At 57.1% G+C, this 15,424-nt stretch carries 12 protein-coding genes; 7 read left to right on the top strand and 5 right to left on the bottom strand.

What is annotated here, in order from left to right:
• The first annotated feature begins 56 nt into the window (after nucleotides 1-56).
• The 3 genes from N6G83_RS47645 to N6G83_RS47635 are packed head-to-tail and all read left to right on the top strand — an operon-like array spanning nucleotide 57 to nucleotide 4,799.
• Nucleotides 57-1,454, top strand: coding sequence for a TolC family outer membrane protein (locus N6G83_RS47645; protein ID WP_211136436.1), 1,398 nt, complete (start codon nucleotides 57-59; stop codon nucleotides 1,452-1,454).
• A gap of 26 nt (nucleotides 1,455-1,480) precedes the next feature.
• On the top strand, nucleotides 1,481-3,619 hold the full coding sequence (locus N6G83_RS47640) for a type I secretion system permease/ATPase (RefSeq protein ID WP_211136437.1): 2,139 nt from the start codon (nucleotides 1,481-1,483) through the stop codon (nucleotides 3,617-3,619).
• A gap of 10 nt (nucleotides 3,620-3,629) precedes the next feature.
• Nucleotides 3,630-4,799 carry an HlyD family type I secretion periplasmic adaptor subunit gene (locus tag N6G83_RS47635; protein ID WP_046808076.1) on the top strand — a complete coding sequence of 390 codons (1,170 nt, stop codon included), beginning with the start codon at nucleotides 3,630-3,632 and terminating at the stop codon, nucleotides 4,797-4,799.
• 57 nt (nucleotides 4,800-4,856) lie between these two features.
• On the opposite strand, the gene dinQ is transcribed toward N6G83_RS47635, so the two are convergent.
• The gene (gene dinQ, locus N6G83_RS55005; RefSeq protein ID WP_363135933.1) at nucleotides 4,857-4,940 is read right to left on the bottom strand and encodes a damage-inducible type I toxin DinQ; all 84 of its coding nucleotides are present in this window, start codon (nucleotides 4,938-4,940) and stop codon (nucleotides 4,857-4,859) included.
• A 387-nt stretch (nucleotides 4,941-5,327) separates the two neighbouring features.
• Entirely contained in the window at nucleotides 5,328-6,407 is a 1,080-nt protein-coding gene (gene mltB, locus N6G83_RS47630; protein WP_098928622.1) for a lytic murein transglycosylase B, read from the bottom strand.
• A 264-nt stretch (nucleotides 6,408-6,671) separates the two neighbouring features.
• Between mltB and N6G83_RS47625 the strand changes: the two genes are divergently transcribed.
• The 4 genes from N6G83_RS47625 (at nucleotide 6,672) to N6G83_RS47610 (ending at nucleotide 11,689) form a co-directional block, all read left to right on the top strand.
• On the top strand, nucleotides 6,672-7,409 hold the full coding sequence (locus tag N6G83_RS47625; protein WP_098928624.1) for a carbonic anhydrase: 738 nt from the start codon (nucleotides 6,672-6,674) through the stop codon (nucleotides 7,407-7,409).
• 201 nt (nucleotides 7,410-7,610) lie between these two features.
• Nucleotides 7,611-8,084, top strand: coding sequence for a (2Fe-2S)-binding protein (locus tag N6G83_RS47620; RefSeq protein ID WP_074031689.1), 474 nt, complete (start codon nucleotides 7,611-7,613; stop codon nucleotides 8,082-8,084).
• Nucleotides 8,081-10,351 carry a molybdopterin cofactor-binding domain-containing protein gene (locus N6G83_RS47615; protein ID WP_211136438.1) on the top strand — a complete coding sequence of 757 codons (2,271 nt, stop codon included), beginning with the start codon at nucleotides 8,081-8,083 and terminating at the stop codon, nucleotides 10,349-10,351. Before N6G83_RS47620 ends, N6G83_RS47615 begins: the two co-directional genes overlap by 4 nt.
• Nucleotides 10,352-10,357: 6 nt before the next feature.
• The gene (locus N6G83_RS47610) at nucleotides 10,358-11,689 is read left to right on the top strand and encodes a c-type cytochrome (RefSeq protein WP_211136439.1); all 1,332 of its coding nucleotides are present in this window, start codon (nucleotides 10,358-10,360) and stop codon (nucleotides 11,687-11,689) included.
• A gap of 377 nt (nucleotides 11,690-12,066) precedes the next feature.
• Here N6G83_RS47610 and N6G83_RS47605 read toward each other — a convergent pair whose 3' ends face one another.
• Genes N6G83_RS47605 through N6G83_RS47595 form a run of 3 tightly spaced genes read right to left on the bottom strand, consistent with a single transcriptional unit; the run spans nucleotide 12,067 to nucleotide 15,332 of the window.
• Complete coding sequence (locus N6G83_RS47605; protein WP_074031679.1) at nucleotides 12,067-13,410, bottom strand: sigma 54-interacting transcriptional regulator; 1,344 nt, start codon at nucleotides 13,408-13,410, stop codon at nucleotides 12,067-12,069.
• Entirely contained in the window at nucleotides 13,397-15,169 is a 1,773-nt protein-coding gene (locus N6G83_RS47600) for a PAS domain-containing sensor histidine kinase (RefSeq protein ID WP_211136393.1), read from the bottom strand. The genes N6G83_RS47605 and N6G83_RS47600 overlap by 14 nt, the downstream gene beginning before the upstream one ends.
• Nucleotides 15,159-15,332 (bottom strand): hypothetical protein, encoded by a 174-nt coding sequence (locus N6G83_RS47595; protein ID WP_260524218.1) that lies wholly within the window; start codon nucleotides 15,330-15,332, stop codon nucleotides 15,159-15,161. Before N6G83_RS47595 ends, N6G83_RS47600 begins: the two co-directional genes overlap by 11 nt.
• Nucleotides 15,333-15,424 lie beyond the last annotated feature (92 nt).

Below are 15,424 nucleotides of genomic sequence, written 5' to 3'. Positions count from 1 at the left end.
ATAACAAAGCCGAAACGGCACAACGTGCGGTTATCGGCCCAGACGTGGTAGCGATAATGAAAAAACACCCTTATGACACGGATGGATATCGGCTCACGCTTCGGCGTGCGGCCACAATCGGACTGTTTTTGGGCGGATTAGGCGGGCTGACAGGTCAGACTCTCGCCGCACCGCAGGTCGAATTTAACTGGCAAGCTGCACCGACTGAACGTTCGGTGATGACGCTCACTTTACAGGAGGCGATCCTGCGAGCCTTTGCGCGTAACCCGCAAATCGCCCAGGCTTCGGCACAGATTAACGTGGGTAAAGCCGATCTGGCGCTGGCGCAAAGCGCCTGGTTCCCGCAAATTGCCCTCAACAGCAATTTTGGCAAATCCAGCCAGACCGACTCCTCCGGCACCTTGAACAACAACGCCTCAGCAGGCGTAACCCTGAACCAGTTGCTGTATGACTTCGGCAAAACCAGCGGCAGCATTGAGGAGCAAAATAACCTCTCCGACGCCTATCGCTACACGCTGTACCAAACCATGACCGAGGTGGGCCAGCAAACGCTGCAGGCTTACCTGCAGGTCAAACGCTATCAGGACTTGAGCACTGCGGCGGAGCGCAACCTGGTGTCACTGAACCGGGTCAAGGAAATCGCCGAGCTGCGGGCCAATGCTGGCCTCAGTTCGCAATCCGACGTGTTACAGGCGCAAACCCGCATCGCCGGGATGAACGCCACGCTGGAACAGTATCGCGCCCAGCACCGTTCGGCCCTGGCGCAGCTTACCGTATTGACCGGCGTCGTGCCGGATAAACTGCCGGACCTGCCGCAGCAACTGTTGCAACAGAAAATCACCCTCAAGTCGCTGCCCTATCAAAAAAGCAATGCGGTGCTCAGCGCCCAGGCCAAGCAGGAGGCCGCTACCCAGCGCATTCGCCAGGCCGAGGCCCAGCACTGGCCTACCATCTCGGTCCAGGCTGGCCGTACCCGCTATGAGAGCGATGGCAAAGACGCCCAATCCTATTGGAACGATCAGTTGCAGCTAGTGGTGCAAGCCCCGATCTATCAGGGCGGCGCGGTCAATGCCAAGGTCGAGGCCGCCGAGGGCGATCGTCAGGCGGCACAGGCTCAGGTCGAGGCCGCCAAGCTGGACATGAACCAGAAAGCCTCCACCGCCTATGCGGATCTGATTGGGGCGCAGCAGCGAGAACTGGCCGGAGCACAGCAGTTGAGCAGCGCGGACTACACCCGCAGCGTCTACCAGGACGAGTACAAGCTCAGCAAGCGCAGCCTGAACGACCTGCTCAGCGTGGAACAAGACGTACTGCAGGCAGAAAGCTCACGCGTCATCGCCCTGTACGACGGCTGGGACGCAGCGGTGCGCTACGCCTCTGCGGTCGACAACTTATTGGATATGTTGGGTATCGAGCGCCAACGAGCCAGTGGCGACAACTTACCGTCGCTATAGTCTGAATGATTTTGCCAGGAGCGCTTATGTCACAACCTGCATCACTCGAAGCCTGGATCGCAGCCATGGCCCGGGCGGCCAACGGCTACGGTCTGGCTGTCGATATCAAATCCGTCCGCCAGCAAATGCGCTGGTATGAACAACTGCCGGCCCCGCGCCACCTGGAACGCCTGGGCCACCTGATGGGGCTTAGCGTCAGCTTGCAGCCACGGGAGAAAGTCCGCTGGCGTAACGAGATCCTGCCCGCGCTGATCGAGATCGATGACGGCGGCCTGATGGTGATCGAATCCCTCGACAGCGAAGGCAAGGCGCTGTATTGGCTCAACGACAGCGGCGACGTGCAACGAGAGGCCGAGCTGGTGGAACTGCTGCTGAAAGGGCAAGGCACCATCGTGCTGCTGGGAGCGGCGAAGCGCGGGCAGGATGCGCGCATCGACGACTTCGTACAGCCCTACCGCAAACACTGGTTCTGGCAACACTTTCGCGGGGCCAAACGGCAAATCGGCGAGATCTCGCTGGCATCAATCATCAGCAACGTGCTGGCACTCGCCGGTATTCTGTTTTCGATGCAGGTCTATGACCGGGTTATTCCGGCTCAGTCTTACTCCACCCTGTGGGTACTGTTCTTTGGGGTGCTGATCGCAGCGGCGCTGGAGTATGCCATCCGCCTGTCGCGCACCGTGATCTCCGATCTGATGGGCAAGAAAATCGACCTGAAGATCTCCGGTATGCTGTTTGCCCGCGCCCTGGCAATCAAAAACGAAGCGCGGCCAAAATCGACCGGCTCGTTTATCTCGCAGTTGCGGGAGATCGATCAGGTACGGGAATTGCTGACCTCCACCACCGTGGGTGCGGCGGCGGATATGCCGTTCGTGCTGCTGTTCCTCGCCATTATGGCGCTGGTAGGTGGCCCGCTGGTGTTTATCCCCATGCTGGCAATCCCGCTGATCGTCATTCCTGGCATCATGCTGCAATGGCCGATGGCCAAGCTGGCGAAGGAAGGTATGCGGGAAAGCGCTCTGCGCAACGCGGTGCTGGTTGAGTCGATCGAAGGGGTTGAGGATATCAAGGCACTGCAAGCCGAGCCCTACTTCCAGCGCCAATGGGAGCAGACCCACGCGGTCAGCGCCAACATCGGTATGCAGCAGCGGCTGTGGGGCGCGCGGCTCAGCGGTTGGGCCTCAACGGTACAGCAACTGACCTATGCCGGGATGCTGGTGTTTGGCAGCTATCTGGTGCTCGCTGGCGATATCACTACCGGTACCATGGTGGCCTGTAGCCTGCTTTCCTCACGCACCATCGCCCCGTTGATGCAGTTGACCATGGTGTTCTCACGCTGGCAGCACGCCAAAACCGCCATGACAGGCCTTGACGATCTGTTGAAGAAACCGCTCGATAAGCCTGAAGAGGGCAAGATGGCTCATTGCCCGGTGCTCAGCGGCCATTTCCAGCTGCGCAATCTGCAATATAGCTACGACGTGGAGAAAGGGGAAAACTCGATCACCGTCAATAATCTGGAGATCAAACCCGGCGAACGGGTAGCGATCCTCGGCAAAGTCGGCGCGGGGAAATCGACGCTGCTGAAGCTGCTCTCCGGCCAGGCCAGCGCCACCCGGGGCAAGGTGATCATCGACGGGGTCGACATCAGCCATATCGATCCCAGCGATGTGCGCCGCCAACTGGGCTTTCTCTCGCAGGAGTCGCGGCTGTTTTTCGGCAGCCTGCGCCAGAACCTGATGCTCGGGCATCCTCATGCTACCGAATCGGAAATGCTCCAGGCGCTGCGGATCTCGGGGGCACTGAGCCTGGTGCAACAGGACGCCGCCAGCCTGGATCGCATTATTCATGAAGGAGGCCGCGGCTTGTCCGGCGGCCAGCGCCAGATGGTGTTGTTGAGCCGTATGATCCTGCGCAACCCGCAAATCGTGCTGCTGGATGAACCCACCGCCTCCATGGATGAACAGCTGGAAGAGTACGTGATCCGCCAGATGCACGGCTGGCTGAGCGGCCGCACGCTGGTACTGGTCACCCATCGGCCAGCGCTGCTGAAGCTGGTGGATCGCATTGTGGTGCTGGATAACGGCCGCGTGGTGGCCGACGGGCCACGGGACCAGATCCTGCAGGCAGCCAATAAGCCGATCAATAAAGAACAGGGCGTAGCATGAGGAGCAAGCAATGAGCAATATCACCATGCAAGACGATCTGGCACGCCAGGGGCGGCGGCACTCCTCGGTACTTTGGTTGACGCTGCTGGGGATGATCCTGTTTGTGGTCTGGGCCTATTTTGCCATACTCGATGAGGTCACCGTCGGCACCGGCAAGGTCACGCCCTTAAGCCGGGCGCAGCTGATTGAGAGCCTGGACGGTGGGATTATCGATCACCTGTATGTGCACGAAGGGGACATCGTCAACAAGGGCCAGAAACTGGCGCAGTTGGATGTGAAACGCTTTCAGTCCAACTATGGCGAGGCCTTTTCCCGCGTGCGGACCCTGCGCGCCTCCGCCGAACGCCTGCGTTCCGAGCTGACCGGCGAGCCACTGCAGTTCAGCGCCGATACCCTGAAGGAGCCAAGTCTGGTGGCCCGTGAACGCCAGCTGTATGAGTCCCGCAAGCGCAACCGCGATGAAACCGTCAGCAATCTGCAACAGTCGATGCAGTTGGTCCAGCAGGAATTACGCATGACCGAACCGCTGGTCGCCAAAGGGGCTGCCGGCCAGGTTGAAGTAATCCGCCTACGGCGGCAGGTTAGTGAGCTGAGAGGCAAGATTGACGAGGCAATCAACCAATATGCCGTGCGGGCGCGTGAGGAGCAGGTAAAAAACAACGCCGATCTCGACGCCCAGTTAGAACTGGTGAACGGTAAGGAAGATCAGTTGGATCGTGCCACCATGGTCTCGCCTGTGCGTGGGATCGTGAAGGATATTCAGGTGACCACCGTGGGCGGCGTGTTGCAGCCGGGTGGCAAACTGATGGAGATCGTGCCGTTGGAAGATCAGTTGCTGATCGAAACCCGCATCAACCCAAGGGATATCGCCTATATCCGCCCTGGCCTGCCAGCAACCGTCAAGGTGACCGCCTACGACTCTTCGATCTACGGCAACCTGAATGGCGAGGTGGAGAACGTTTCCCCGGATACCATTCAGGACGAGGTCAAACGTGACCAGTATTACTACCGGGTTTACGTGCGCACCAAGCAGGCAGAACTGATGAATAAGGCGGGCAAGAAGTTCCCGATTGTGCCGGGGATGGTGGCCAGCGTGGAGATCAAGACCGGGCAGAAAAGCGTGCTGGATTACCTTATCAAGCCGCTGAACAAGGTGAAAGAGTCACTGCGGGAACGGTAATTATTAAAGGCCAGAGAGTGGTTAGCCTCCCTGGCCTTATTTACGTTTCCACCTTCATCAGTCGATGAATCTGCGGATCAGTTCCAACAGCGCAACCAGCGCTTTCAGAACGATGAGAACTTTATCAATGAAAGTTTTCATCCGTTACTCCTTAAAAAGGAGTGAGAGCACTACCGCTTACCCTTCCATTGCCTGTCGCGGCAGGTATCTCATTGTTAGATGATGATGTTCTCACTCCAGCCAGAGCACCGAAACCGGCACCACCCGTAATTCAGCCAGGACTTAGAAAGCGTCATGCACAATCCCAGAGCAATACCATCAACAGAGCTAACCAGCCGATTATACCCACCTTTAGTTCCGACGCCCCATCCCCAACTTGCGAAATTACCTTTAAGGTAATAATATTGGGTTGTTAGATGATGATGTTCTCATCCTGGCCAGAGACACCAACTCAGGCCGGAAAGTAAAAAAACCCGATTCACCATCGGGTTTTTTTACGCCTGAAACTCGCTCAAAAATCAGAAAAACTCACTGCCCGCGCCGAGCCCTGCCCACCGCTTCCCCCAACTGCCACACCGCCATCGAATAATGCACGCTGTGGTTATAGCGGGTGATGGCGTAGAAGTTCGGCAGGCCGTACCAGTATTGATAACGGTTGCCCATATCCAGACGCAGCAGGCTGACCTGCTGATTACCTTCCAACGAGCCTTGCGGCGTCAAGCCCGCTGCGGCCAGCGTAGCGACCGAGTAGTTGGTTTTGAAACCAGTCTCTAAACCAGGAGCTTGGCCATTAGCCGGCACCGCCACCGTTGCCCCACGCGTCCAGCCATGAGCTTTGAAGTAGTTGGCTACGCTGCCGATGGCATCCACCGGATCCCACAGGTTGATATGGCCGTCGCCGTTGAAGTCCACCGCATAGCTCTTGAACGACGAAGGCATAAACTGGCCATAGCCCATCGCACCAGCGTAGGAGCCGCGCAGGGAAAGCGGATCGTCACCTTCGGCACGCGCCATCAGCAGGAAGGTGGCCAACTCACCGCTAAAGTAGTCGGCACGGCGTGGGTAGTTAAACGACAGCGTCGCCAACGCATCGATAATGCGCGTTTTGCCCATCACCCGGCCCCAGCGAGTTTCCACCCCGATAATGCCCACGATAATTTCTGGCGGTACACCGTAAACCTGATAGGCGCGCTGGAGATCCGCCTCATATTTATTCCAGAACACCACCCCATTCTGCACGTTGTCCGGCGTCAGGAACTTGTTGCGATAGCGGATCCAGGCACCGTTTGGTGACGTCGCTGGCTTGCCAGCGGGTGCCTGCTTATCCATCAGAGCCACCACCCAGTCCAGCTGTTTGGCCTGGGCCAGTACGTCATGCAACTGCTGGCGCTCAAAGCCGTGCTCCTGCACCATCTTGTCGATAAAGCGCGCCGTTGCCGGATTATTGGCAAAGTCGCCGCCCAGTGGATGAATGGCATGCTCCGGTTCAAGCACAAAGCCACTCTGCACCAGGCTATCTGGGGGGGCCAGTTGCTCGGTAGGTTTAGGCTCGCTGCTACAGGCAGCCAGCAAAGGAATTAGGGGTAAAAGCGTAAACAGGTGACGCATTGGATATCCATATAGGCCAGGCAAAAAAAGTTGTCACTATGTTAAGCCATTGTCTGGCGCGAACAAACAGGAATCTGGTCCCCGGCGGCCTCATTTTTTTCATAAAATACCCAGCAAAAAATAGGGTCACATATACACTTATAAGTGCTTACCTTTTTCAAGGCTATACACTTTCAATACCACTACGCCAGGTTGTTTCATTGCCCTTGGAATCCGGCTAATCAACGTGTTTTCCTCCAAAACAGTACACAAGGAATAACGTATATGAGTAAGCTCCCCGATCAAGAACCGCCACGCCGTGCCCTGCTAAAACGTACCGCAGCCCTTTCAGTATTAGCTATGACCGGCATTGCCGGTTTCACCGCACCTTCAGTGGCCTTTGCCGCCGCGATGACCAAAGAACAGCGCGATAAAATGACGCCGGACGATATCATCGCCAGCTTTAAACAAGGCAATATGCGCTTTCGGGAAGGCAAAATGCAGCAGCATGACTATGTCGCCCAGAAGCAGGCCAGCGCTCAGGGGCAGTTCCCAGCAGCGGTCATTTTAAGCTGCATTGACTCACGCGCCCCGGCAGAAATTCTGTTTGACGTCGGCATTGGCGAAACCTTTAACGCACGCGTTGCTGGTAACATTCAGAATGACGACATTCTGGGCAGCATGGAGTTTGCCTGTGCTGCTGCCGGAGCAAAAGTGGTCCTGGTGATGGGGCACACCGCCTGTGGTGCGATAAGAGGCGCTATCGAGAATGTCGAGCTGGGTAACCTGACCGGATTACTCAACAAGATCAAACCGGCCATCGACAAAACCGAATTCAAAGGCGACCGCAGCGGTAGCAACTATGAGTTTGTCGATGCCGTCGCCAAAACCAATGTCGAGATGACCATCGCCGATATCCGCAAAAACAGCCCGGTGCTGAAAAAACTGGAAGAGGAAGGAAAAATCAAGATTGTAGGCAGCATGTACCATCTGGACGGCGGCAAGGTTGAGTTTCTCGCTTAACCCCTGGCTAACCTCTCACAACAGCGGTGGGCATTGGCTCGCCGCTGCTTATAACTCTTATTGATTATCAATGCATTACATCACATCCTGTTTCAATAATTATTCTGCGAATCATTAAAAATCCCTCTTTTGATCAAACAAGCCCCTAGCCATCAACATAGAATTCACAAAAAATTAAACTCATCAAGGATAGGGTTTTACATGGAAATTAAGGTTAATGGCCGTTTGGTCGCACTGAGCAATATCCCACCAGAGACTCCCCTGCTGTATGTCCTACGCAACGATCTACAACTCAACGGCCCCAAATATGGCTGTGGCCTGGGTGAATGCGGTGCCTGTACCGTACTGATCGACGGCGTTGCGGCCCGCTCTTGTTCCACCCCGCTGTCTGCTGCCCAGGGCAAAACGATCACCACGCTGGAAGGGCTAAGCCAGGAAGGCCATTTACATCCGGTGCAACAGGGCTTTATCGATGAACAGGCCGCGCAGTGTGGCTACTGCACCAATGGCATGATTATGACGCTGGTGGCGCTGTTTGAACGCGATCCCCAAGCCAGCGAGCAACAAATCAAAAACGAATTAGCCTTCAACCTGTGCCGTTGCGGTACCCATCTGGAAATTCTGGCTGCGGCGCAACAGGCCAAGCGGCTACTGGCCGAGCGCGGTGCCCAATGATGGAGATGCAGATAACCCGTCGCCGCCTGCTGCAGGCGGGTGGCGTAGTGATGGTCAGCAGCCTGTTACCCTTAAACGCGCTGGCGGGCAGCCCTGCCGCCGCAGGTCAAGCGATCCCTCTGGACCGTATCAGCAGCTTTATTGCCCTCAGTGCCGACGGCAAAGTGACCGCGTTTAACGGCCACGTCGATCTCGGCACCGGCATACGCACCTCACTGGCGCAGATTGTCGCCGATGAACTGGACGTGGCTTTCGACGATGTTACGCTGATCCTGGGCGATACCAATCGTACGCCCGATCAAGGCCCAACCATCGCCAGCGCCACCATTCAGGTAACCTCGGTTCCCTTGCGTCAGGCGGCAGCGCAGGTACGGCAATTGCTGGTGGAACTGGCAGCTATGGCCTTCAAGCGCCCGGCCGCACAGCTGACAACCGCCAATGGCTTTGTCTTTGCCCCAGATGCCCCCTCAACCCGCCTGAGCTACGCCGAACTGGCGCGTGGGCAGGATCTGCATCTGCCGCTGAACAGCAATGTGGAGCTGAAAAGCCCGCAAAGCGGCCAGTATGTGGGCAAACCGGTCGCGCGCGTCGATATTCCGGCCAAGGTTCGCGGCCAACTGACCTATGTGCACGATATGCGCCTACCAGGCATGTTACATGGCCGGGTGGTGCGCCCGCCTTATGCCGGAGCAGACAGCAGCGCACCATTGGGAAAAGCGATGATCTCCGTCGATCGGGGATCCATCGCCCACCTGCCCGGTATTGTCAAACTGGTGGTCATCAATGACTTTATCGGCATCGTAGCCGAGCGTGAGGAGCAGGCGATCGCAGCCATGCGCCAACTAAAGGTGCAATGGCAGCCCTGGGCCGGGTTACCCGATCTGTCTTTGGACAAGCTGCACGCTACGTTGGAAGCCATGCCGAAAGCCGAGCGAATTTTGCGCGACGATCCGGGCACCACCGACGCCCTTGCCGCAGTCACAACGCAGGTCAATGTCGACTACGTTTGGCCTTATCATTTACATGCCTCCATCGGCCCTTCCTGTGCCGTGGCCGAGGTAAACGCGCATCAGGTGGAAATCTGGTCTGGTACGCAAAATCCCCACGACCTGCGCAAAGACATTGCCAAATTGCTTGGCCGGGAGCTGGAACAGGTGCACATCAACCGCATGGAAGCTTCCGGCTGTTATGGCCGTAACTGTGCCGATGACGTTTCGGCAGATGCGGCCTTACTGTCGCATGCCACTGGCAAGCCGGTGAGGGTGCAGTTGATGCGCGAGCAGGAAGCGGGTTGGGAGCCAAAAGGTACCGGGCAATTGATCCGCGTACGTGGCGGGCTGGATGCCAACCATCAGGTCGCCGCCTATGAGCTGAGAACCAGCTATCCCTCCAACAACGCCGTTACCCTGCCGCTGGTATTAACCGGCAAGGTCGCCAATCGGCCAGATGTGCAGCAAATGGGTGATCGTACCGCCGTGCCTCAGTATGAATATCCGCATATGCGGGTAATTGCGGAAGATGCGGCCCCCATCGTGCGGGCTTCCTGGATGCGTGGCGTGTCGGCGCTGCCGAACGTGTTTGCCCATGAAAGCTGGATCGACGAATTGGCCTACCTCGCCAAACAGGACCCGATCGCCTACCGGCTGCAATATTTAACCGATCCGCGCGCCATTACGTTGATCCACGCGCTGAAAAAACAGGCCAACTGGCAGGATGGCCCCGCCCATCGTAATCCAGTGGACGAGGATCAAGAAGTGGTCAATGGCCGAGGTTTCGCCTATGCCCGTTACTTCCACAGCAAATTCCCCGGTTTTGGTGCCGCCTGGGCGGCCTGGATCTGCGATCTCAGCGTTAATCGCCGCAACGGGCAGATCAAACTGAACAAGATCTACGTTGCCCACGACTGCGGGCAAATCGTCAATCCGGCCGGGGTGCGCCATCAGGTGCATGGCAACATCATCCAGTCTGCCAGCCGGGTCCTGAAAGAGTTTGTCACCTTTGACGGCAGCGGAGTGACCTCACTGGATTGGGGCGGTTACCCTCTGCTGCGGTTTGACGAACTACCAGAGGTGGATATCCAACTGCTGGATAACCCACATGAGCCGCCGATGGGGGCCGGTGAATCCGCCTCCGTACCTAGCGCTGCCGCCATCGCCAATGCGTTATTTGATGCGCTGGGCGTCAGACTGCGTGAAGTCCCCTTCACCCCGGAACGGATCCTGAAGGCTTTAGCTACTGCCACCTCTTCCAGCCATGCAAACAGGTAACACATTATGCACAAGATAAAGAAAATCGCCGGGCTGGGCGCGCTGGCCGTTGCCATCATCGTCGCGGTAGGTGGGATTGCCACCTGGCAGCCAGAAATGGTGCAAACCGAGCCCCTGAATACCCGCAATTTCAGCCAGGCGCAGATTGAAAAAGGTGAGCGCCTAGCCGCTCTTGGCGATTGTGCGGTGTGCCACACCCGCCCCGGTGGTGAACGCAATACCGGCGGGCTGGCGATGGAGATCCCGTTCGGCACCATCTATACCAGCAATATTACGCCCGACCTGGAAACAGGAATTGGCAGATGGTCCTATCCCGCCTTTGAACGCGCCATGCGTCACGGGGTCGATCGCCAGGGCAATTACCTCTACCCGGCTTTCCCCTATACCGCCTTTACCCGCACCAGCGACGAAGATCTCAAGGCACTTTACGCTTACCTGATGACGCAGCCAGCGGTGCACTACCAGCCGCCGAAAACCTCATTACATTTCCCCTTCAATATCCGTCAGGGTATCGTGACCTGGAACTGGCTCTATCTGACGCCCGGTGCCATGCAGCCAGAGGCCAGCCAGAGTAAAGAGTGGAACCGGGGAGCCTATTTGACGGAGGGGCTGGGCCATTGCAGCGCCTGTCATTCACCACGAAACTTTCTGTTTGGGGAGCAAGGGGGCAGCGAACATCTAAACGGCGGTGTCGCAGAAGGATGGACCGCTCCGGCTCTGACGGCCAACGATCAATTACCGCTGGCCTGGAGCAAGCAAGATTTAGTGACCTTTATGCAAACCGGCTACTCGGCTAACCACGGCGTGGCAGCAGGGCCGATGGCACCAGTGATCGAGGAGGGGCTTTCTCAGTTGCCATCAGAAGATTTACAGGCCATTGCTACCTATCTGAGTTCCTTCCATCCTCAGGATCAAAGCCTGCCCGGTAAGGCCGCAGAGATCAGCCGATTAGCGGAGCAAAGGGTAGAGCCGCTGTCATCACAGGGGGCCCGAATTTTCTCCGGGGCCTGCATGGCTTGTCACTCTCAGGAGAAAGGCGCGCAGATGCAGGGCGTACGCCCTTCCCTGGTCCTGAACAGCAACCTGTATAGCGACAGCCCGGATAATGCCATCCGCGTGGTACTTTCCGGTATCCAGCATCCGGCCAAAGGCGAATTGGGTTATATGCCTGCGTTCCGGTATAACCTCAACGACGAGCAAATCGCTGCGCTGCTGCAATATCTGCGGCAGGACTTTGCCAAGCAAAAACCGTGGCCTGATGTGCAGCAACGGGTGGCTGAGCTGCGAGCGGAAACCGCCCCCTCACCCCAACCCTCTCCCACAGGGAGAGGGAGCTGATACGGCGTTGTGATCAGGTATGGGAAGCGATCTGTGACACCGTCTGGATAATCAATGGTCAGCCGGAGATCGCTGCTCCCCTCACCCCAACCCTCTCCCACAGGGAGAGGGAGCTGATACGACGTTGTGATCAGGTATGGGAAGCGATCTGTGACACCGTCTGGATAATCACTGGTCAGCCGGAGATCGCTGCTCCCCTCACCCCAACCCTCTCCCCAAAAAGGAGATGGAGCTGAACGGAGCGCGTGGCAGGGGGCAAAGTCATTCTGTAACTATTTAATATAAAGACAAATTGCTGTAATTCAGTGGGGACTCGAGCGGTCCCCTCTCCCTGTGGGAGAGGGTTAGGGTGAGGGGGTGTGAACAGAAGCCAGAAGCTACTTCTGTAACTTGGCCAACAGCGTCTTACGGGTAATGCCGAGCTGTTTGGCCGCCTCGGTCTTGTTACCGGCAGTTTGTTCAAGCGCCGCCAAAATCGCCTGTTTCTCTACCTGTTCCAACGGCTGGATCGCTTGGCCACATTGGCGATCCGGCTGCACATCGGCGCACTGGCTGACGCTCAGCGGCAGCTCTTTTTCACTGATAAAGTCCCCACTCAGCAGGATCACCCCACGCTCAACGCTGTTCTCCAGCTCACGCACGTTGCCCGGCCAGGGGTATTTCAGCAGCATATCCATCGCCAACGGGGTGAATCCCTTGACCGTCTTACGGTTACGCTCGGCAAATTTGGCCAGGAAGTGCATCGCCAACAGGGGAATGTCTTCGCGGCGCGCCCTCAGCGGCGGGCTGTCCACCGTCACCACATTCAGCCGATAGTAGAGATCCTGGCGGAATCTGCCAGCCTCCACGTCCGCCAACAGATCCCGATTAGTTGCCGCGATCAGGCGTACATCCACCGACAGGGTCTGATTACTGCCCACCCGCTGGATCTCCCGCTCCTGGATCGCCCGCAATAATTTCGCCTGCATCAACGGCGAGACTTCTCCAATTTCGTCCAGGAACAGCGTGCCCTGGTCAGCCTCCATAAAGCGCCCTTCCCGGCGTTTGTCGGCACCGGTAAATGCCCCTTTCTCATGACCGAACAGCTCCGACTCCAACAGAGATTCGCTCAAGGCGGCGCAGTTGATGCTCACCAATGGCCGATCCTTGCGCAGGCTATTGGCGTGTACGGCCCGGGCTATCAGCTCCTTACCGGTGCCTGATTCGCCGCTGATCAACACCGTTGCTTCGGAAGGGGCGATCATGGCGATCATTTCCAGCAGTTTGCGCATCGGTTCACTGCGGCCAATAAAATTTTGCTGTTCGAACCGCAAGCGCTGCTTCAGATCCTGGTTCTCGCTTTTTAACGAGGTATGCTCCAGCGCGCGTGCCAGCGTGAGCTGCAACGTATCGAAATCGAGAGGCTTGGTCAGATAGTCATAAGCCCCCGCCTTAATCGCTTCCACGGCAGACTCCACGTTGGAATAGGCAGTCATGATCAGGATCGGGATCGCCGGGTTATAGCTTTTGATGGCCTTCAGCGCCGCGATGCCGTCCATTTCCGCCATCCGCACGTCGCTGAGGATCAGATCAAACGGTTGCGCCATGACCTGCTCCAACGCTTGTCGGCCGTTATGCGCCACGCTGACCCGGTAACCCCAGCCGTTTATCAGCGCCTGGAGGATGGTGCAGTGGCTGAGATCGTCCTCAACCAGCAAAATATGTGCATTAGGCGTCTGCATGAGCCTCTCCCTGCAGTGTTTGGTGACTAAGTGGGATCACCATTGTAAAGCGTGTGCCCGTTGGTTGGCCGCTGGTCACGGCGATCGTCCCCTGATGCTCCTCGATCACTTTCTGCACCATGGTTAGCCCCAGACCTGTGCCCGTCGCCTTGGTGGTGAAGTAAGGGTTAAAGATTTTTCCAAGGTCGTCGGGTGGGATACCAGCACCCGAGTCGCTGACGGTAATGCGCATCGCCCCATCCTTGGTCACTTCAACGTCAACCTCGAGTACGCCTTCCGAGCCAATCGCCTGGATGGCATTGAGATAGAGATTCAGCAACACCTGAGTAAGGCGATCGGGGTCGATCTCCACCAGCGGCAAAGCTTCATCACAACGGGAACGGAGGACGATATTGTTACTCTCTGCATCCTGGCGGATCAGGTGCAGCGAATGTTCGATCACCTCGTTAATCGCCACCCGCTGAAAACGCAGATCGGCAGGGCGCACCAGCGCCAGTAACTCGGTGATCACCCGGTTGAGACGATCGACCTCTTTCGCCATCACCTTGGCCAGTTCATGCTGTTCGCTACCCGCAGGCGAACGGTCGGCAAAATACTTGGCGAAGCCTTTGATGGAGGAAAGCGGATTGCGGATTTCGTGGGCCACGCCAGCCGCTAAATCGCCGATAGCCGCCAGCTTTTCTTTGCGGCGGATCTCCTCTTGCAGTTGGCGAATTTCCCGCATATCGCGGAAGATAAACACGTTGCCCAGAAAATGGCCGCTGTGATTAACAATATTCGCCACGCCTAGGCTCAACGGCAGGCTCTGCCCGCCAGCCAGCCGATAGTCAATATCCTGTTCGATAATCGGCTGGCCGTGGCTACTTTTCTGCGCCAGTTGCTGCCATTCGGCGGGCAGCACCTGATGGCTGGGCTGGCCAAACAGCTCGGCGGCACGACAACCCAACATCACTTCTGCCGCATGATTAACCACCCGGATCTGGTGCTGCTCATTGGTGGTGATCAAGCCCATCGGCAAGTTACTGATAATTTCGCTGGAGAAGGCCCTTGAGTCCTGCAACTGCTGGCTGGAACGCTGATAACGCCGCCCCCAGAACAGCGCCAACACACTGGCTAACGCCAGCAACAACAGGATGGACAGCAAAATCGAGGTGTTGCGCATATCCTTTGCCTGGGCGGCATCCAGCGCGACGGTGTCTAACGCCGCAAAAATGACGGCCTGCTCATCATCCTGAAACTCGGCAGCCTCCTGCATACGCGATCGGTTCATCATATGGCCGGCGTGGCCGCTACCACGTTTGAGCGGCTTAAACCAACGGTAGGCTTCGAAAGCATTCTGCTGCTGAGCCTGTGGCTCATCAAAAACCGTCATATGCCATTGTGCATCGCTGGAGACTTTCAGCTCAGCCATCTGTTGCGGGCTATACAGCTGCTGGCCAACGCGTTGCGGATCGCTGTGCGCCAGGATGCGGCCAGAGCGATCGGTAATGGCGATGTACAGCACGTTCGGCTGATAGGCCATCTCCTCCAACAGGGTTTGGCGCTGATCGTGACGCCAACGCATCCCCATACCGGTACGGGCACCGGATTCAAACGAGCTCATCAACACCGCGCTTTTTTCTCGTAGCGTTTGGATCTCCACCTCACGACCACGCTGCAGATCTTTAATGGCCAGGGTGATGATAATGCCGAGCAGTAACGCGACCGCAGCAATCGCTATCCAGGCAGGTAAGGGCGTCGATTTGGTTTTAAATTCCATTGGCTTCCTCTGCAACCGGCACGCCAGCGTGCGGGTAATTATTACCCACACTATCAGTATGGCGAGTAAAAATAACCCATTTTATCTCTGGATTGCGACCAGCAAACGGCCATCCTCCACCGTCAGTTATTTTTATTACTGTCATAAACTTAACGCGCTGCATGCTGACACTCCTGGGCTGGTACCCGTTGGTTGGAGCTAGCCCAGCCAAAAAGGCGATCCTGGATCTATACAATTCCCATGCCAGCCTGAAGC

This window comes from Serratia sp. PL7, assembly GCF_945957435.1.
The sequence above is the reverse complement of the archived record's forward strand: the minus strand, read 5'-3'. Positions and strand labels throughout refer to the sequence as shown.